This is a genomic window from Echinicola salinicaeni (assembly GCF_014280965.1).
GTDB classification, from domain to species: domain Bacteria; phylum Bacteroidota; class Bacteroidia; order Cytophagales; family Cyclobacteriaceae; genus Echinicola; species Echinicola salinicaeni.
Map to the genome: position 1 here is coordinate 509,478 of NZ_JACODZ010000002.1, position 19,647 is coordinate 529,124.

A 19,647-nucleotide genomic window follows, 5' to 3' on the forward strand; every position below is an offset into this window, starting at 1 on the left:
TGGAAAGGGTGTTAGTTGAAGTCCCCTAACCATTTTGTTATGAGGAAAGTGGTCCCAACTTACAAATGGGTTTATTGTTTAATTGACTAAGGCTATGAGATTTTGTCTCGTAGCTTTTTTAGTTTTTTAAGGACAGGTGATTGATTTTATATTGTGGTTACGCGTAATGATTAATTATTATTCTTCAATGGTGAAATATTGCGCAATATTATAATTATTTACAAAGCTGCTCCATAATGTTTTGTTAAGTAGGAGGTAATTGACAAAGTTTGTTTGTACACCCTGCTTTTATATCGCCCAAAAATGTGGGAGTGTTTGAAGGCATATTTTAACCTCCTCTGACTATGGAAAAACAACTTTGCATAGCTTTATTGCTCTTTTTGATGGCCTGTTCTAAGGGGAATAAACAACAAGCCCAAATGGGACCTCAAGTTTTAAAGGTGGTGGAAGTGGAAAAGTCTAATGTCCCACTTGTAAATGAACATGTGGGGCAAGTGTATGGATTTTTTGATATTCCCGTAAGAACAAGGGTGGAAGGTTTTTTGGAAGAATTGGAATTTAAGGAAGGTAGCAGGGTGAAAAAAGGTCAGCATCTTTATACAGTTGATCCTCAGGTATACCAACAAAAAGTATTGGCACAAAAAAGCTTGGTAGCCGCTTCCGAAGTGGAAGTAATCAACGCAGAAAACAATTTGAAAAGGATAAAACCCTTAGCTGAAATCAATGCGGTTTCACAAAGAGAACTTGATGAATCAGAGGCGTATTACCAAGGTGCATTGGATAAATATAAGGCTGCTCAAGCAGAGTTGAGAATGGCTGAAATAGAATTGGGCTATACCAGAATTACCTCACCAATTGATGGCATAATAGGAAAGTCGGAGGCCAAAATTGGAGAATTTGTGGGACGATCTCCCAATCCGGTTATTCTTAATACTGTTTCAAAAATAGATTCTGTCCACGTTAGGTTTTTTATTTCTGAGAATGATTATCTTTTGCTGGCCAGGGCTGTTAATGATATGCAGAGCGGCCTGATTCTTCGGGATGGCTATGATTTGATTTTTAATCTTATTTTTTCAGATCAGACTATCTATGAATTACCTGGAAGCTTTGATTTTATAGACAGAAGCATTAACCCAGAAACAGGCGCTGTTTTGATCCAAACTACTTTTCCAAATCCGAAGCTTTTGATCAGGCCGGGACAATTTGCAAAAATAAGAACGACCCTAAAACGAAATGCGGCGAGCATATTGGTTCCCAAACGTTGTGTGTCTGAATTGCAAGGTGAGTTGTTTGTATATCTCCTAAATGATCAGAATACGCTTGAAAGGAAAATAATAACTGTGGATTTTTCCTATGGAGACCAATATGTCGTGTCATCTGGTCTTTTAGGTGGGGAAAAGGTGCTTCTGGAAGGATTAAAGACTGCGCGCTCAGGTATGACGATAGAGCCCGAACTTGTAAAATTTGAATCAAAATCTGGCTTTGAAACTGAGTGATTATGAAAATAGAAGCGCATCATTTTTTTGTTAGAAGGCCAATAGTTGCTTTTGTAATTTCAATTATAACCGTAATAGTAGGTTCAGTGTCTTTGTTGAGTTTGCCAGTAGAGCAATACCCTGATATTACACCTCCTGTAGTAAGGGTAAGTGCAGCCTATACTGGGGCTAATGCTGTTTCTGTTGAGCAATCTGTAGCGGCCCCATTGGAACAGGAAATTAATGGTGTGGAAAATATGATTTACATGAATTCCACCAATTCCAATGATGGTACGATGTCCTTATCTGTTTCTTTTGATGTGGGTTCCGATCCAGATTTAAGTACAGTGTTTACCCAAAATAGAGTTGCTGCTGCTACGGCCAAATTACCAGAAGAAGTTAAGCGCCTCGGCGTAAAAACCGAAAAGTCCTTACCAAATATATTGATGCTCATTACCTTGACATCAGATGGTGACAAATATGACCAGAATTTTTTGGGTAATTATGCCCTGATTAATATCAAAGATCAGTTAGCTAGGATAAAAGGGATCGGTCGGGTGGATGTGTTGGGAAGTAGTGACTATTCCATGAGGATTTGGGTGAAACCTGACTTACTATCTAAAATGGGAATTACCATTCCTGAAATGCTCAATGCTATTAGGTCTCAAAATGTGATAGTTCCTGGAGGAAAGTTTGGTGCGGAACCTGCTCCGGCTGGTACAGAATTTACCTATACCGTCCGGCTACCAGACAGGTTGCAGACAGAAGAGGAGTTTGGAGAGATTGTTATTCGTTCAGATTCAGATGGTTCTCAGGTGAAAATCAAAGATATCGCCAGGGTGGAGTTAGGCGTAGAGTCTTATTCAGCGGTCACTAGAATGAATGGGAAAAAGAGCAGTATATTAGCCATCTATCAAGCTCCAGGTTCTAATGCAGTTGAATTGGCAGGGAATATTGTCGAGACAATGGACCGTCTGAAAAGAAATTTTCCTGAAGGGATGCAGTATACTGTCTCTTTAGATTCTACTCAGCCCATCACTGCTGGAATTGAAGAAATCATTATCACTTTGGTGATAGCCTTACTATTGGTGATTTTAGTGGTCTTTATTTTTATCCAGGATTGGCGCGCGACACTTATTCCGACCCTGGCCATTCCTGTTTCTCTGGTGGGCGCATTTATGCTTTTTCCAATTTTGGGCTTCACCCTAAATGTCCTTTCCCTGCTTGGCTTAGTACTAGCAATTGGTATTGTAGTAGATGATGCCATTGTCGTGGTCGAGGCGGTACAGGTTAATATTGAAAAGGGAATGTCCCCGAAAGATGCGACTACATTGGCCATGAAGGAAGTGACGGCTCCTGTTATAGCAACAACTTTGGTTTTGGTGGCCGTTTTTATCCCTGTCGCCACGATGGCAGGAATTACAGGCCGATTATACCAACAATTTGCCATTACAGTGGCTGTTTCTGTAGTTTTTTCATCGATGAATGCACTTTCCTTAAGCCCTGCATTATGTTCGATTTTATTAAGGAAGCAAGAACCTTACGGGGGATTGATAGGGAAGTTTTTTACTGGTTTTAATAATAGTTTTGAAAAATCGACCATTGCCTACGCAAAATGGACCAGGGTGATTACCGGAAAGTTGAAAAGAGGTTTTTTGTTTTTGCTGATAGTTTGTCTTGCGGCGGTGTTTATTGGGGCTAAAGTTCCAGGAGGCTTTATTCCAGAAGAGGACATGGGGTATTTATTTGTTAATATTCAGTTGCCAGATGCTGCTTCTTTGCAGAGGACAGATGTAGTTGCGAAAAAAATAGAACAAATATTGGCTCAAGAGGAGCAGATTGAAATGGTGACTACTGCATCTGGATTTTCTCTTTTGACTGGAGCCTTGTCCACCAATGCGGGATTCATGTTCATCTCTTTAAAAAATTGGGAGGATAGGGAAAATACGGTAAAAGAATTAGCAAGAAAGATCAATGGTGCACTCGTCATGAACGTTAAGGAAGCTTCTGCATTTTCCTTTGGTCCTCCTGCAATCCCCGGTTTGGGCAGTGGATCTGGTTTTTCAATAGTAATCCAAGATCAGGCTGGCAATACTCCGGAATATTTGGCTGAAAATACCGCCAATTTTATTAGGGCAGCCATGGCCAAGCCTGAAATAGCTTCTGCATTTAGCCCCTATCAGGCTACAGTTCCCCAAAGATATATAGATATTAATAGAGATAAGGTATTAAAAACAGGGGTGCAGTTAAATGATCTTTATACCACCTTTGGGGCATTTTTGGGTGGTGCTTATGTGAATGATTTTAATCGTTTTGGCAGACTTTATAAAGCCTATATACAAGCAGAGCCTGAATACAGGCAAGATGAAGAAAACTTGAATTTGTTTTTTGTGAGAAATGCCAGCGGCGATCAGGTGCCTTTGAATACTTTAGTCGCCGTTAAAAATTCATATGGGCCTGAATATACCAATCGCTTTAATTTATACAGGTCTGCAGAGGTCACAGGCTCACCCGCTTCGGGATATAGCTCTCAGCAGGCTCTGGATGCTTTGGAAGAGGTGGCCAATGAGGTGTTGCCAGAGGATATGGGCTTTGCTTGGTCCAATATGTCCTTTCAGGAAAAACAATCCTCAGGGTCCACAGGTATTGTCTTTATCTTTTCTTTAGTATTTGTTTACTTGATTCTTGCGGCACAATATGAAAGTTGGACACTACCCTTCAGTATCTTATTGGGGACGCCTTTTGCTATTTTTGGAGCACTTTTATTCTTGTTTATTTTTAGACAGTTCAGTGAATCCTATGAGTTAAATGTATTTGCTCAAATTTCACTTGTTCTGTTAATAGCGATGGCAGCTAAAAATGCCATTCTTATTGTCGAATTTGCCAAGATAAAATTTGATGAGGGCATGGACCTGTATGAGGCTGCTTGTGAAGCTGCGAAATTGAGGTTTCGTCCCATATTAATGACTGTTTTTTCCTTCGTGTTGGGGATTTTGCCTTTGATTTTTGCTTCGGGAGCGGGAGCAGAGGCACGTAAAGTAATGGGCGTTGCTTTATTGGGTGGAATTGCCTTGGCTACTTTAATAGGTGTATTCATGTATCCCCAGTTTTTTCTATTGGTAGGTAAACTGGGTAAGTATGAGGAAAAGAAAGCAAAAGACAAAACCAATACCTGATGCATATAATAAGAGGTAAAATATATTGGATATTATTGCTTTCTTTACTCTTTTGCTGGGGGTGTAAGGTAGGGAAGAATTACCGTGGAACTGAAATCATTGTCCCTGAGAGTTTCTACATGGAGAACTCTGATTTACCAGTGGATACCCTTTTGTTAAATACAGATACCTTGGAGGTAGACTCCTTATCAGCGGTAAGATGGTGGGGGATTTTTGAGGACCCAATTTTGGATTCCCTGATTCAGCAAGGATTGCTTAATAACCAAGATTTGAATATTGCTTTGGAATCTATTATTCAGGCCAGTTATATGCTGCAAATCCAAAGGAGGGAATTGTTGCCAAAGTTAGATTTGCAGGCAGGGTACGCTAGAGGAAATTATCAGGGTTTTAGGGTGCCTGACCCTACGAATAATATTTTTCTTACCGGTAACTTAAAATGGGAATTGGACTTTTTTGGTAAACTCAGGAGATTGAATGAGGCGGCCATGGCCAGTTATATTGCTACGGTTGAGGGAACCAGAGCTTTGAAAATCAGTTTGGTAGCAGGAATAGCTCAAACCTATTTTAATATGCTGGAATTTAAGGCTCTTTGGGATATTTCAGAGAAAACATTGAAGTCTAGGGATTCTGTGCTTTATATTGTAGAAAGAAGGTTTGAAGAAGGGATAATTCCGGAATTGGATGTGGACCAATCTCAGATTCAGCAGGCCATTGCTGCTTCTGCTGTCCCATTTTATAAGCGACAGTATTATCAAAGCCAAAATGCCTTACATGTGCTCCTGGGCGACCGACCGGGAAACATCGAAATTGGTATGGAGTTGAAAGATCAGGGCATAGACATTGATATACCAATTGGCTTGCCAAGTGAACTGTTGTTCAGGAGGCCGGATTTGGTAGCTGCTGAGCAGGAACTGATTGCTGCAAATGCACTTGTTGGAGTGGCACAAGCACAAAGGCTACCTTCAATAAGTCTGACTGGTTTATTGGGGGTGGCCAGTGATGATCTGTCCGAACTTACAGGGAATGGCATGGCATGGAATATTGGCGGAGGATTGTTAGGTCCACTATTTTATTGGGGACAAAATGTCAAAAGGGTAAAAGTAGAGAAAAGCAGACGTAATCAGGCATTATTAAATTACCAGGCTTCTGCCATTAATGCTTTCAGAGAAGTCGAAGACGCCCTGATCCAAATAGAGACCTTAAAGGATGAACTCAGTGCCTCTGAGGTAAGGCTCAGAGCAGCGGACCATGCTGAGATGCTTTCTTTCCAAAGGTATGACAAAGGGGTTACTTCTTACCTTGAATACCTCGAGCAACAGCGGCAGGCTTTCGATGCAGCGCAGATACTTATATCTACAAAAAGCCAACTATTGTCTTCTTATGTGAATCTTTATAAGGTCCTCGGAGGTGGCTGGGATTGATAATTGAATCCTTCAGCTATTTTATTTTAAGCCAGCTGAAGGATCTTCTTGGAAAATACCAAAAACATTATTGTCAGCATCCATGAAATAACCTTGCCAGCCCTTTCCAGGTATTGAAAACATGGGCATGGCCAGTTGACCTCCATTTTTCATAATTAGTCTTTTTGTCAGTTCAAAGGAATCTACTACAATAGAGCAAGTAAATGCATTTGTACCATGTTTTTTTGGGGGAACTTTAGCTGGTCTTTTGAATAGTGCTGCATTTATTCCAGCATTATCCAATTGGTAAAATTCTATTGGTACATTTTCGTCTCTAATAAATTCCCAACCAAACACATTGTGGTAAAAATCAATTTCTCTTGCCGGTTCAGATGATTGAATTTCAAAATAACAAATGGTATTCATGGTTTGATGATTTTATATATAAAATTGAATACTAAACTAATAAAGTGACCTTATTAATACTATTAATCTTGATATAGACAAAATATTCAATACCCATATTGATGCGAGCCTCATCAATGCAATTGAAACAGATTCGTCTGGATAATATATAGCTAAACCTTGATGATAATTTTTTAGTTAAATATTGGTAATCAAGTATTAAATTGGATTTTAATTACCTTTTATTGGTTTTTTGTTAAAAGCGTATAGAGTATATGAATTTTTGTAGATTTTTTTGGTAGGGTTTTTGTTTAATTCTCATCGAAAAGACATTTCAATTAATGCAGGAATAATGACAGGCTAACTCTTTTTCCTTACGATTTTATGGAAATTGATTTTTCCTAAATCCAGTCGGGTAAATTTGTTGCGTATTTATCTGTAGAAATTGAAAAGGAACAACATTTGTGAAATAGTCAATTGTTGTGTTCATGATTTGATTTAGACTTATAAATATCCATATCAGGTATTTTTTTGTCGCCACTCATTTGAATTAAATATTGTTATACTGACTGATTTTAATGATTAGGCTATGTTTGTATTGTTTCAACGATTTAATGATTTCCTTTCTAAAAAGATAAATGGTGAAAAAACAGAAGCCAACCCTTTTACCATTCCTGATGGAATTAAGGCTGATGGAGATGTTTACCTTCTAGTTTTTCAATCCAATATGGTCAAGGCAAAAATTAAGCGGGTATTGGACCGTATTCCTAGTGCTTATCGACATATTGGCTTTTATGGTGATATCAAATATCATGAATCAAAACTTCAAGAATTGTTAAATGCAAAGTTTGGAGAATCACATGTGTTGTTTACAAAGAATGGAGCTGGTCAAGCTAAATTTATCTCAATAGAAGCCTTTGTCGCTCAAATGGAAAGTGTTTTAGAGCAGTTAAATGATTTATTGGGCGCTGCTGAATTATCTATTAGCTTGCTCAAGCAGAGTACATTTGATCATTATAATGATGGCTGGGGCCATTTGTCCAGGGAGCTAAAGCTAGCAATGCATGCCAAGGGCTTTCTTCCATCTCAAGTTAATGATGTTGAGGATTTGTGGATCGAAAAGTCTTATAAATTCAATAGTTTACATTACGATGTGTTTAAGGGGATTGGGGCTTTGGTAAATCTTCAGGTGTTGAAAATTAACAGCAAAATAGATTGTGAATATAATTTTAATAAACTTTCTCAACTGCCGATGTTAAAACAGTTAATTATAGAGGAGGGACCTAAAATAAAATGGCCTAATGATACTTTAAATATTGAAAAGGGCATTATGTTGGAAGATGTTACTGTATTGAATGCCCAAAAACCTGAAGCGTATCAATTTATATTTCATCTGGAAAACGTCAAGAAGATAAGCTTGATGAATTTCAATAAACAGAATATTTATCATATCCTTGATTTTTTGATCTATAGGGATTTAGAAGAAATAAATATTCACTTTAGCTCGAAGATCGGTGAGGCCAAGAATGAGTTTTTGGAGGAGATTATTCGACCTTATTGTGGAGAGGTTAGGGTCAATTTTTATCAACCTCTAGAAATTGGAAGTAAAAAGGTCTCAGGTGATAAATTATATTGGTAAAGGAAGCTGACTTGTTTTCGATTTTATATAATTATCACAAGTAGTTTCATAAGTGAATTTGGAGTGAATCTGATCCTCCTGTGCATTCATACTTCAAAGCTCGTATACTTCTTAGTGAAAGTTTGTTTTAGCGCATAATGGAAAGTTATTAGGGGTGCTATTACTATCTGTTTTTAGGTGTTTATTAGTTTTGCAGGAACCGTGACAGACTCTTTTTTTTGGTTATTAATCTTATCGCAATTTGTTTTTTTATTATCAAGTGAGGGATTTTTTTTGGGGCTGCAAACATGATGATTATCAGTTTTTTATGTATCAAAAGTTACACATTTTCAAGAGGTAATGATCTACATTTATTATAGACAAAAAATCGGAGCGTCATGAAAAATATAGTCATTTTAGGAAGTAATTTCGCGGGCTATACTGCAGCCATGCAAATTCAAAAGGGGCTTGGAAAGCATAACGCCGAATATAATGTTATAGTCGTTTCTCCGAGCCATGATTTTCTTTATGTTCCCTCATTAATATGGGTTCCCTTCGGAAGGAGGAAAGTGGAAGATATACGTTTTGACCTGAGGCCTATTTTCAGAAAAAAGCATATAGACTTTGTCCAACAAGCAGCTAAATCTGTTGATCCTGATAGTAATGAAGTACTGTTGGAGAATGGGGATAGCATTGCATATGAATATTTGGTGGTAGCGACAGGGGTGAAAATGAATTTTGACATCTTGGATGGACTTAAACCTGAGGACAATAAGATCAGTAATATTGTTATTCCAAAATTGGCATTGAAAACATATGATGCCTTTGAGAAATTGGTGAAAGATCCGGGCCCAGTGGTTGTTGGGGCTACCCAAGGGGCAAGTTGTATGGGGGCCGCATATGAATACCTATTCAATATGGATAAGGAGCTGAGAAGACGAAAAGTAAGGGATAAAGTCAAATTATACTGGATAACTCCTGAACCTTATTTGGGGAATTTTGGCATTGATGGTATGCCAGGAGGAGAGTCCATGCTTAAGGCATTTATGAAAATGTACAATATTGAGTGGATTACCGACGCCAGTATAGACAAAATAGAAGATCATAAGATCATTCTTAAAACTGGAGAAGAACTTCCCTATAAAATGGCCATGCTGATGCCACCTTTTGAAGGGGCAGATGTAATGAAAGCCAGCCCAAAATTGGTCGATCAAAAAGGCTTTGTAGAAACCACTGCTGCTTACCAACATTTAACCTATAAAAATGTCTTTGCTGCTGGTTTGGCGGTTAAGGTGGCCGTACCATTTGAAATTAAAAACACTCCATTTGGAGTGCCCAAAACCGGTTATCCCAGTGACGTAACCGGCAAAATAGTAGCCAAGAATATATTGAGGCTAATTAACGGCAAAAAAAAATTGATAGAAAAAGAATGGGGGAAAATTCCAGCAGTATGTGTGATGGATGCGGGTCATAAAGAAGTTTATCTTTTAGCCAACCACCTATTTAAACCCAGACAGTTTGCCATTATGATTCCAAATATATTCAATGACCTTGGTAAGGTGGCTTTAGAAAAATATTTTATTTGGAAAAATAAACATGGTTATGCACACCTGCCCTGAGTAGGGAGAAGATAAAGTTGTTAACTTTTTTGCTTAAGTCAGCCCAGGAAGTTCCCAAGCCCATACTTCCTGGGCTTTTTTGGGATAGATAGCAGGACTGCAACGGCAATTTTTTCATTAATGCTCAATCCCCTGAATTTTCTTCTTTTAATAATACGCCTATTTAATTAATTTAAATTTTCTTTCAATGTTTCAACAATAAGCGAGTTCCTAAGATGCTTTTTAATTCAATTGAATTTTTAATATTTCTTCCCGTTGTATTTGTACTTTATTGGTCGATTTTTAAGGAAAACTTAAGGGCTCAGAATGCTTTCTTACTTTTTGCCAGTTATCTTTTTTATGGTTGGTGGGATTGGCGCTTTTTGGGGCTTATAGCTGCCAGTTCCCTTGTGGATTATTATTGTGGATTAAAATTGGGCAAGGAATGGGGGGCAGAGGCTGACAAGGAAGGGAGGTCTTCTTTTGCATCTTGGTTTTCCGGAAGAAAAAAATACCTGAGTATCAGTCTTGCTTTTAACTTGGGCTTATTGGGATTTTTTAAGTATTTCAATTTCTTTATTGGTTCGGCAAGTGAGTTGATCACTAGTTTGGGATTTCAGTCCAATGATTATTCCCTTAAACTTATTTTACCTATTGGGATAAGCTTTTATACTTTTCAGACCATGAGTTATACCTTGGACATTTATAAGAGGAAGATAAAACCTACCAAAGACATGATTGCCTTTTTTGCCTATGTGAGCTTCTTCCCACAGTTAGTGGCCGGTCCAATAGAGCGCGCAAAGCACTTGTTACCTCAGTTTATGCAGAAAAGATCATTTGATTATAACAAGGCAATGGATGGGATGCGGCAGATCCTTTGGGGATTGTTTAAGAAAATGGTTATTGCGGATAATTGTGCTGTGTTTGTTGATCAGGTATATGCAAATCCAGGGGAGCAACCGGCAAGTAATTTAGCTTTGGCTGCGGTGTTTTTTAGTTTTCAGATTTATGGTGATTTTTCAGGATATTCAGATATTGCGATTGGGCTGGGAAGGCTTTTGGGATTTGACCTTATGAAGAACTTTGCCTACCCCTATTTTTCAAGGGATATTGCAGAGTTTTGGAGAAGATGGCATATATCCCTTTCCAGCTGGTTCAGGGACTATGTTTATATTCCCTTAGGTGGAAATCATGGCGGTAAGGCCAGTACTATGCGCAATGTGTTTATTGTATTTTTGGTTTCAGGCTTATGGCATGGGGCCAACTGGACTTTTGTGTTTTGGGGTGGTTTAAACGCCCTGCTATTTTTGCCTTTGATGCTCAATAATAAGCACCGACATCATATGGGAATTGTGGCCAAGGGTCAAACATTTCCAAAGCTGGTGGATTTGGGTTTGATGTTAACCAATTTTATTTTAGTAACCTTGACTTGGGTGATTTTTCGTTCTGATTCTGTATCAGAAGCTTGGGTATATATTAGTGGACTTTGGTCCCTTGATGTTTTTGCTTGGCCACTAATGGATATTAGGGTTTATTTGTTTTCCGTTTTGATTGTTTGCTTTATTTTATTGGAGTGGATAGGCAGGGAAGATGATTTTGCCATCCAAAAAATGGGTTTAAGATGGCCCTCTGTTTTACGTTATGGCTTTTATTATGGTATTGTGATGATGATATTTTTGTTTGCCACCAAGGAACAGGAGTTCATTTATTTCCAGTTTTGATATGCGGATTTTCTTAATGAAAACCTTTTTGTTTTCCATGACAATCTCATTAAGCTTTATATTCATATGGGCGATTGAGGATGGTAATGCAGACCCTTTTGCCATGCGCTTTACCACTGGAAAGAAAAGCGCATTGATTCTGGGGAATTCAAGGGCTGCGCAGGGATTGATTCCGGAATTCATAGAACAAGAAGTTAAAGGTTCAGGATCTTTTGATCTGTACAATTACAGCTTTGGTATAGGCTATTCGGCTTATGGTCCTGTTTATTTAAATAGCATCATGGATAAGTTGGATCAAGCCTCAAAAGAAGGACTTTTTATTGTGACGGTAGATCCATGGGCTTTGGTAGAAGGAGGGGAGCGTCCCAACGATCCCAGCTTTTTCCCTGAATTGGATTCACCATTGGCCAATTTGGAAAATCAAAACTTCAAACCCCATTTGTCATATATGATAAATTGGTTTTCGTCGTCCTATTATGAAATTATCCATCGGCATTTTAGACCTGCCAATGAACGCTTACATCGGGAAAATGGATGGTTGGAACTGGTATTGCCCATGGACTCAGCTACTGTAAATTATAGGATACAGCAAAAGGTAAGGGATTTTGAAAATGGCTATAAAAACCTCCAGCTTTCACAAACGCGCTTGGAGTACTTGGAAAAGACCATAAAGGTATTAAAGAGCCATGGGAAGGTGGTTTTAGTTTATCTGCCCGCTCATCCCGAAATAATGAAGTATGATCAGCTCGTTCTTCCTGACTTCCAAATAATGATGGAGCGCTTAAGTGAAAAATATACAATACCTTTTAAGGATTATAGTGAACAGGCTGGGAAATTCACCTATACTGACGGAATTCATCTTTACCAGGCTTCAGGGAGAAGGCTATCAAAAGACTTAGGCAAATGGATTGATAAGCAATTTTAATATGAAAATATTTTTTAAGAAAATAGGACTTTTTATGCTTCCTATCTTATTATTTGTAACTGTGGATGTATTCGTACTGCCCCATACATTTTGGACATATAGGTTTTGGGAAGGAATTTCCTACCACAAGGATTTATTGATCTATGGTAAGTTCTATCAAAATCAATCACTGGAAATGTGGGAGAGAGGGGATTTGAGTGATGGTGTAGACTCAGCGATATACTCAATGAATAGATGGGTAACAGATGAGTATGGGTTTAGAAATGATACATTTATAAAAACACCCGATGTTATTTTATTGGGAGATTCTTTTGTGGTCGGTACTGGTTTGGATCAAAGTCAAATACTGTCAAGTCAATTGTCAAGCTTATTTATGGATGAGCTCAATGTGTATAATATGGCACCGGCACCATTAAGAACCTTTGATATTATGTTAAAAAAGGGGTTGATAGAAAAACCTGATTTTTTGGTTTATGAGTTTGTTGAAGAAATGTTTCCGGAACCTTTTGTTCCTTATACTTCAGAAAAATATGATCATATTAAGGTGCCTGTAAGTACTTGGATTAATAGATCTAAACTAAATTTGGCTTGGGATAAGCTAAGTAGGATGCATTGGGCCTATTATTTAATGAACCAACTGTTAAATAAAAAAATCAAATATGAAAGGTTAGGGGATGTGTATTTTTATAAAGGATCCAATTACCAACCTTCTAATCGAAGAGGTAGAATGTATATCCTAAATAGTATAAAGGGATATCAGGATTATTGTGTTCAGAATGGGATTGAATTGATTGTTATGCCTTTGCCACTCAAAGAAACAATTTATTTTGAAGGTCTTGGCAGACCAGAATTGCTCCATAACCTTAAGACAATCCATGCCGGATTGGATTGTCTCGGAATTAATAATGTGAATGTTTTTGAAGAAATGTTAGTGAGAGGAGAGGAATATTATCTAAAACAAGATACTCACTGGAATGAAAAAGGGGTGGGCTTAGCGGCTCGTCTATTAAGAAATGAGCTGGAACATATAAATGGCCACGAATTTAATTCTGAACAGTGAAAGATGGTTCTATTAATCTTGAACCTCGGTATTAAAACTTTTATATCAAACGAAAACATTGAGCGAGGATTGATCATTTACTCAGTACTGATTTTGTAAATGTTTAAATATAAGCAACTTAGTAAAAAAAATAAAATGGAACCCTGAGATGGACCTCAAGATTCCATTTAATTCAAAACTTTTAGATTCAGTTAAGAAGGTATTATTTGCTAGTGTGAAAAAATTAAAAGCCCAAGCCTATATCTGTGTTGGGAAACTTTTTCATAGAAGCAAGATGCCTCTTATAAAAGGCCAAAGAAGCAGGCATGCCCCATTCAAAGTAGCGGTGGCCTTCACTGGCCATTTCTTTAGGGTCTACATTTAAGTTAAATACCCAAGGAGCGGTGCCGACCTTTGATAGTGTTGAAGCATCAATATTTCTTCTTGTTTCCGTGACGTCAAATACTTGGAAGTGTACCTTATAATCTTTCCATCTTAGCGCACAAAAGTCAGTGGAATTCCATAAAAATACAACTTGACGATGGGAACGGCCGTTTTCTGAAAGTAAATAGGATGTTTGATCAATACCATCAAAATATAAGTTTTCAGGTAATTTATCCATTACGCCACCTAAACGTAAAGAAACCATATATAGGTCAGAGAGGTCCATGAGTTCATTGGTCTCTTGTCCAGGTTCAATCATTCCTTTCCAATAGGCAATTCCAGGTACCCTTACACCACCTTCCCAAGTTGTTCCTTTTCCACCGCGCCAAGGGTGATACCCAGAGTCAGGGAATACATCTTCATTTGCGCCATTGTCAGAGGTGAAAAAGACCAAGGTGTTTTCTAACAGACCTTTGTCTTCAAGTACTTGCATGATTTCTCCCACAATATCATCCATTTCAACAATGGCATCTTTGACAGGCATGGCAGCGGGGCTTTTTCCTATATAATCCTCACCACAATAAGTGTCGTTATGAATGGCAGTAAATGAGTGAATCAGAAAAAAGGGATTTTCAGTATTTTCATTGATGAATTTGATCGACTCATCCTTTAATTTTTCGTCTATTTGACGAACATCACTAAGGTTGTTTATCTCAAAACCAACTTCTCTTGGTCCTCCTTTTTTTCCCATGATCAGACCTTCTGGTTGAAGTTGAAAGGCCATGTCATGAAGCTCTTGATTATTAATCATATCCGAATACTGTCTTTCCACTAAAAACTGCGTATAGTCAGACTGTACTGCAGGAAGTCCATAGAAATAATCAAAACCTACTTCGTGAGGCAACATGTTTTCTCCTTCACCTACATGCCATTTACCTATTAGTGCAGATTTATAACCCGCTGAAGCAAGTAATTCTGCCTGTGTGACTTCTATATCCCATGGGTTAGTGGTTACCTTATCTCCGCTCAGTAGTGGGCGGGTAAGCCCGCTTCTAATCGGTTGTCTTCCAGTTACCATCATGGCTCTAGATGAGGTACAGGTTGGTGTAGAATAGAAGGAGGTAAAACGCTTTCCCTCTCGTGCTAAGCGATCCACATTCGGGGTAGGTGCTCCTACGGCCACACCTCCGCCATTTACACCTATATCTCCCCAACCGAGATCATCCACTAAAAAGATGAGGATATTGGGCTTTTGATCCATTTTTGATTCCAGATCTTGTAGTTTTTGATTGGCGATTTTTTCCTGTTCGGGACGTGGGATGATAGGCTCCAGATTTTCTTTTATAACTACCGCTTCATCAAAGACACTTATTTTTTGTGCCATAAGTGAACTGCATATGGATAGCAGTAGGAGAATAATAATGAAATGCTTCATTGTAGTGGTATTTACAGGATTAAAAGTTTTTAGTATTGTTAAGTCAGTAAGTCATAAATAATCATATTGGTAAATTCATGACCATTGCTTGCTAAGCCGATAGCAAATGATTTAAATTGATATTTGAATGTTTATGTTTAATAATTGAAAAACATAAACTGTTTATTTTTATTTAGATAAATATCATAGTCTTTATCTAAATAAATTAATAAAAAGTTATGGTATATGCCTTAAAGCACTTTCTTTTTTTGACTAATTTTATTAAAAACATCCTGGTTTGTAGCGTAATCAATATCCAAATGTCCTTTAATCATATGTTACATTCTAATATATTGATATTATTATTTTCCTTTTACTATAATATTGATAAAATGATTGCCAAGGTGAAATGCTGATATTTAGAGTGTTTTTCGATTACCACTAATTTTAAATCAAAATCAATGGTTGTTTAGCAAAAATCACCTTGTTTAAATAAAATTTGGAACCCTTTTTGCTCCAAAACGCTTAATACAGTTGGAAAATATGTTTCATAAAATAGAGAACAAGTGATCAACCAAAAGACTTTCAATACAGGAAAATCTAAAAAGGCTGAACTAACAACTCAATATGGAGCGACTATGAAAGAAAAGTTGTTCCAATTTAAAGATGGATTTAGGATCCATCTTAGCCCTCATTATTTACATTTTAAAATGATTCCCCTTCCACCGCCTTATTTATATTTTTAAGTATCTAGGGGAAATCTCTTTATTTTATTCCCTACAGGGAACGAGTTAATATGCCAATTTTAAATTAAGATTGGTCATCAAAAATCTCCTCTCAGTAAATGGAAAGTTAGGCCATCTGTTAAAAACCATTGTAAGATTTTGTCCTTCACAAGGATGAATTTTAAATTATTGAAATTCTTTCCAAGGCAGTTTTTTTTAATTGTCTTTAATCTATTAAACTGATTAGATCATAAGGGCTACTTGAATCATTAACTAGTAAAGCTTTTGATGGTTTAAATGCCAAATCTTTAAAATTGCTGTTGCCCTATTTCTGATTGATTTATTGTATATCGATGGGTGATTAAAATAGTATCATCCTGAAAATAACTCAAAAATATATTCCATGTATAAATATTTATTGCTTTGTCTCTTAATTTTCAACCTGACGGATCTGTATTCCCAGGATCTTCAAGTCACAACAGAAACTGGAAATCCCTCATCTCTGATCAATGACGGTTATATCCAAGCAAAGGTAAATGGAGGACATCCCCCTTATACCTATCGATGGAGTAACCCCTCAAGTCCCCAAGATGCGTCCAAAGCCACCGGTTTGGTAGAGGGCATCCAATATACCTTAGAGGTAGAAGATAGTCAGGGGCAGATAGTGAAAACAAAAGCTAAAGTTCCTTCAAAATCCGTTACGGAACATTTTAATGGCGCTTTTACCCCATTGGTGGAAGGTTTGACCAATGTGCTCTTTTGGGATCCATTTGAAGCCATTGGTGTTTATGATCCCAAGTCTTATGCCGACAGTAAGTTTGTGGAAATTCCTGGTTGGAAAGCCGGAGTTAAAGATAAATTCTTGCTAGAAGAATGGTTGGTAGAAGACAATCTGCATGTTAATAAGGGAGATGAGATTGCAATTATAAAATCCGAGAAGTCTGGTAGTCAAAAGGTATTGGCTGCTGCCAATGGCCAACTTCGTCATGATGTGGCTGAAGGAGAGGTGATATATGATTCAGAAGATAAGGATGACCTGATAGAAAGAGGTGCTCATATCTTTGGATCAATCAAATATGACAATCCAGTAGTAATTACTCATCCAAATGGCACTCCGCAAGAACACCCTATTCCCTTTATTGTAATTTGGTTGGTGATAGGAGCTACCTTTTTTACCATTAAGATGGGCTTTGTCAATATCCGAGGGTTTCGTCATGCAATAGGATTGGCTACAGGGAAGTATGATGAGGCGGATGCTCCAGGAAAAATCACCCATTTTCAAGCCTTTGCCACAGCTACTTCTGCCACGGTAGGCTTGGGAAATATAGCCGGTGTAGCCATAGCGATTTCCCTAGGCGGGGCAGGAGCCACCTTTTGGATTATCCTTGCAGGTTTTTTGGGTATGTCTTCCAAATTTGTTGAATGTACCCTCGGCTTAAAATACCGTACCATTGCCAAGAATGGTAATATTTTTGGTGGGCCGATGAATTATTTGCGTTATGGTTTAGAGAAAAGGAACCTTAAAGGTTTAGGTAAATTTCTAGCAGCTTTCTTTGCTATCGTCTGTGTAGGCTTCTCCTTGGGAGGAGGCAATATGTTTCAGGCCAACCAATCCTTTGAAATATTATCCAGCCAATTTCCAGTGCTTGAGGGAACCGGGTTCTGGGTAGGCTTGGTACTGGCAGTATTAGTGGGTGTGGTGATCATTGGTGGAATAGACAGTATTGCCAAGGTCACGGAGAAGATAGTACCTTTCATGGCAGGGCTTTATATTTTTGGTGCTCTTGTGGTGATTGCAGTCAATATTGGAAATATTGGTCAGGCATTTTCTGCTATATGGGATGGGGCTTTGAATCCATCAGCCTTGAAAGGAGGCGTGATAGGTGTACTCGTTATTGGCTTTCAACGTGGTGTGTTTTCAAATGAAGCAGGAGTGGGCTCCGCAGCCATTGCCCATAGTGCTGTCAAAACCAATCATCCATCTTCAGAAGGCTTTGTTGGGCTACTTGAGCCATTTGTAGATACCATTGTGGTTTGTACATTGACCGCTTTGGTCATCATTTTTACTGGAAAACATGAGGTGGAAGGAATTGGAGGGGTAGCTTTGACTTCTCAGGCTTTTGGTAGTGTGATCTCTTGGTTCCCATATTTACTGTCTGTGGCGGTATTCTTATTTGCCTTTTCATCAATGGTATCTTGGTCCTATTATGGTTTGAGAGCTTGGACTTATTTGTTTGGAAAAGGCAAGAGGTCTGAACTGTCCTATAAATTGGTCTTTGTGATTTTTGTGGTAGTTGGTGCATCTGTTAGTTTGGGTGCTGTCTTGGACTTTTCGGATATGATGATCCTCTCCATGTCCTTCCCTAATATTATAGGACTATATATCATGAGTGGTGAGGTGAGAAAGGATATGCAGGACTACCTTAAAAAGCTTAAAAAAGGGGAATTGTTCTCCAATCAAAAAGCCGCTAAAGAAAAAGAAGAAAGTGTTGAAGAGTTAGCGTAAAGCAGGCTTTACAAGAAAGAATGTTTAATTAGGTTAAATTCTACTGAATAGTGGCAAAACCCATTTTTCAGTAGAATTTTACTTTTTCATTCAAGTTCAGAAGTCCTTCATATCGATTACAAAACGGTATTTCACATCCCCTTTTATTACCCTGTCCCAAGCTTGGTTGATATCTTCCATTTTTATCATTTCTATATCTGAAACAATATCATGCTCAGCACAAAAATCCAGCATTTCTTGGGTTTCCTTTAGTCCACCAATCAACGAACCAGCAATATTTTTCCTACCGAAAATAATTCCCATGGTATGTAAGTCCACAGGTGTAGCCCCCAATACCACCATTGTTTTTCCGACTTTAAGCAAGGGGATATAGGGGTTTAGATCATGCTTTACAGGAACAGTATTTAAGAGAAAGTCAAAACTTCCTGCATGTGCTTTCATTTGCTCCTCATCTTTGGATAGGAGAACTTCATTGGCACCTAAATGCATGGCATCTTTACCTTTTTCTGGTGAGGTGGTGATCATCACAACATGTGCTCCTAGTGCTGCGGCGAATTTAACGCCCATATGTCCAAGGCCTCCGAGTCCTATGATCCCTACTTTTTGGCCTTTGCCCACTTTCCAATGCATTAAAGGAGAATATGTTGTAATCCCAGCACATAATAGGGGAGCTACGGCTTTCGTATCTAGTTTTTCTGATACTTTAAGTACAAAAGCCTCTGTGACTACAATTTGTGTGGAATACCCTCCATGGGTAACGCCTCCCATAATAGGGTCTGGACTTCCATAGGTCATTACCATTCCATTCTCACAGAATTGCTCAAGGTGATCTTTACAGGAAGGACATTCACCGCAAGAATCGACCAAGCAGCCCACACCGACCAAATCACCCTGCTTGAATTTGGTGACCGATGGACCAACTTCTATTACATGACCGATGATCTCATGCCCAGGAACGATGGGGTATTGGCTCATTCCCCAGTCATTATGGGCTGTATGGATATCACTGTGGCATACTCCACAGTAGTCAATTTTTATTTTTACATCCATAGGACCAATTTCACGACGGTCAAAATCGTAGGGTTTTAAGTCCTCTGATGGGCTGTAGGCGGCATATCCTTTTGTATTGCTCATGATGCTGTTTTGTTATTGCGGGTGGAAAATTGAACCTATTCAATTTACAAAATACCCTGCGGAAAATTTGTAATTAATTGATAAATAAATGATTAAAAGTTTTTACTTGGCTTGGGATAGAAAAGGA

12 protein-coding genes are annotated in these 19,647 nt (G+C 38.2%); 9 read left to right on the plus strand and 3 right to left on the minus strand.

Annotated elements, in window-relative coordinates; genetic code table 11:
- The first annotated feature begins 344 nt into the window (after positions 1 to 344).
- Genes H7U17_RS05325 through H7U17_RS05335 form a run of 3 tightly spaced genes read left to right on the plus strand, consistent with a single transcriptional unit; the run spans position 345 to position 6,072 of the window.
- Entirely contained in the window at positions 345 to 1,496 is a 1,152-nt protein-coding gene (locus tag H7U17_RS05325) for an efflux RND transporter periplasmic adaptor subunit (protein WP_186755611.1), read from the plus strand.
- Between the two features lie 2 nt (positions 1,497 to 1,498).
- The gene (locus tag H7U17_RS05330; RefSeq protein WP_186755612.1) at positions 1,499 to 4,651 is read left to right on the plus strand and encodes an efflux RND transporter permease subunit; all 3,153 of its coding nucleotides are present in this window, start codon (positions 1,499 to 1,501) and stop codon (positions 4,649 to 4,651) included.
- Positions 4,651 to 6,072, plus strand: coding sequence for an efflux transporter outer membrane subunit (locus H7U17_RS05335; protein ID WP_186755613.1), 1,422 nt, complete (start codon positions 4,651 to 4,653; stop codon positions 6,070 to 6,072). The genes H7U17_RS05330 and H7U17_RS05335 overlap by 1 nt, the downstream gene beginning before the upstream one ends.
- Positions 6,073 to 6,093: 21 nt before the next feature.
- On the opposite strand, the gene H7U17_RS05340 is transcribed toward H7U17_RS05335, so the two are convergent.
- The gene (locus tag H7U17_RS05340) at positions 6,094 to 6,477 is read right to left on the minus strand and encodes a VOC family protein (RefSeq protein WP_186755614.1); all 384 of its coding nucleotides are present in this window, start codon (positions 6,475 to 6,477) and stop codon (positions 6,094 to 6,096) included.
- Between the two features lie 568 nt (positions 6,478 to 7,045).
- Here H7U17_RS05340 and H7U17_RS05345 point away from each other — a divergent pair.
- From H7U17_RS05345 to H7U17_RS05365, 5 genes are all read left to right on the plus strand, one after another.
- Positions 7,046 to 8,095, plus strand: a complete 1,050-nt coding sequence (locus tag H7U17_RS05345; RefSeq protein WP_186755615.1) for a hypothetical protein — start codon at positions 7,046 to 7,048, stop codon at positions 8,093 to 8,095.
- Between the two features lie 377 nt (positions 8,096 to 8,472).
- Positions 8,473 to 9,693, plus strand: a complete 1,221-nt coding sequence (locus H7U17_RS05350; protein WP_186755616.1) for an NAD(P)/FAD-dependent oxidoreductase — start codon at positions 8,473 to 8,475, stop codon at positions 9,691 to 9,693.
- 215 nt (positions 9,694 to 9,908) lie between these two features.
- A complete protein-coding gene (locus H7U17_RS05355; RefSeq protein ID WP_186755617.1) occupies positions 9,909 to 11,393 on the plus strand; it encodes an MBOAT family O-acyltransferase in 1,485 nt (494 codons plus the stop codon).
- 37 nt (positions 11,394 to 11,430) lie between these two features.
- Complete coding sequence (locus tag H7U17_RS05360; protein WP_186755618.1) at positions 11,431 to 12,318, plus strand: hypothetical protein; 888 nt, start codon at positions 11,431 to 11,433, stop codon at positions 12,316 to 12,318.
- Between the two features lies 1 nt (position 12,319).
- A complete protein-coding gene (locus tag H7U17_RS05365) occupies positions 12,320 to 13,378 on the plus strand; it encodes an alginate O-acetyltransferase AlgX-related protein (protein ID WP_186755619.1) in 1,059 nt (352 codons plus the stop codon).
- 223 nt (positions 13,379 to 13,601) lie between these two features.
- Here H7U17_RS05365 and H7U17_RS05370 read toward each other — a convergent pair whose 3' ends face one another.
- On the minus strand, positions 13,602 to 15,125 hold the full coding sequence (locus H7U17_RS05370; protein ID WP_222439140.1) for a sulfatase-like hydrolase/transferase: 1,524 nt from the start codon (positions 15,123 to 15,125) through the stop codon (positions 13,602 to 13,604).
- Positions 15,126 to 16,283: 1,158 nt separating this feature from the next.
- Here H7U17_RS05370 and H7U17_RS05375 point away from each other — a divergent pair.
- Positions 16,284 to 18,386 (plus strand): amino acid carrier protein, encoded by a 2,103-nt coding sequence (locus H7U17_RS05375; protein WP_186755621.1) that lies wholly within the window; start codon positions 16,284 to 16,286, stop codon positions 18,384 to 18,386.
- A 96-nt stretch (positions 18,387 to 18,482) separates the two neighbouring features.
- Here H7U17_RS05375 and H7U17_RS05380 read toward each other — a convergent pair whose 3' ends face one another.
- Positions 18,483 to 19,520 (minus strand): NAD(P)-dependent alcohol dehydrogenase, encoded by a 1,038-nt coding sequence (locus H7U17_RS05380; protein ID WP_186755622.1) that lies wholly within the window; start codon positions 19,518 to 19,520, stop codon positions 18,483 to 18,485.
- Positions 19,521 to 19,647 lie beyond the last annotated feature (127 nt).

What these genes read in the sequence shown, in the direction of transcription:
- H7U17_RS05355 (WP_186755617.1), top strand. Translation starts at nt 9,909, where the DNA reads ATGCTTTTTAATTCAATTGAATTTTTAATATTTCTTCCCGTTGTATTT.
- H7U17_RS05380 (WP_186755622.1), bottom strand. Translation starts at nt 19,520, where the DNA reads ATGAGCAATACAAAAGGATATGCCGCCTACAGCCCATCAGAGGACTTA.
- H7U17_RS05350 (WP_186755616.1), top strand. Translation starts at nt 8,473, where the DNA reads ATGAAAAATATAGTCATTTTAGGAAGTAATTTCGCGGGCTATACTGCA.
- H7U17_RS05345 (WP_186755615.1), top strand. Translation starts at nt 7,046, where the DNA reads ATGTTTGTATTGTTTCAACGATTTAATGATTTCCTTTCTAAAAAGATA.
- H7U17_RS05360 (WP_186755618.1), top strand. Translation starts at nt 11,431, where the DNA reads ATGACAATCTCATTAAGCTTTATATTCATATGGGCGATTGAGGATGGT.
- H7U17_RS05330 (WP_186755612.1), top strand. Translation starts at nt 1,499, where the DNA reads ATGAAAATAGAAGCGCATCATTTTTTTGTTAGAAGGCCAATAGTTGCT.
- H7U17_RS05365 (WP_186755619.1), top strand. Translation starts at nt 12,320, where the DNA reads ATGAAAATATTTTTTAAGAAAATAGGACTTTTTATGCTTCCTATCTTA.
- H7U17_RS05335 (WP_186755613.1), top strand. Translation starts at nt 4,651, where the DNA reads ATGCATATAATAAGAGGTAAAATATATTGGATATTATTGCTTTCTTTA.
- H7U17_RS05370 (WP_222439140.1), bottom strand. Translation starts at nt 15,125, where the DNA reads ATGGCACAAAAAATAAGTGTCTTTGATGAAGCGGTAGTTATAAAAGAA.
- H7U17_RS05325 (WP_186755611.1), top strand. Translation starts at nt 345, where the DNA reads ATGGAAAAACAACTTTGCATAGCTTTATTGCTCTTTTTGATGGCCTGT.
- H7U17_RS05375 (WP_186755621.1), top strand. Translation starts at nt 16,284, where the DNA reads ATGTATAAATATTTATTGCTTTGTCTCTTAATTTTCAACCTGACGGAT.
- H7U17_RS05340 (WP_186755614.1), bottom strand. Translation starts at nt 6,477, where the DNA reads ATGAATACCATTTGTTATTTTGAAATTCAATCATCTGAACCGGCAAGA.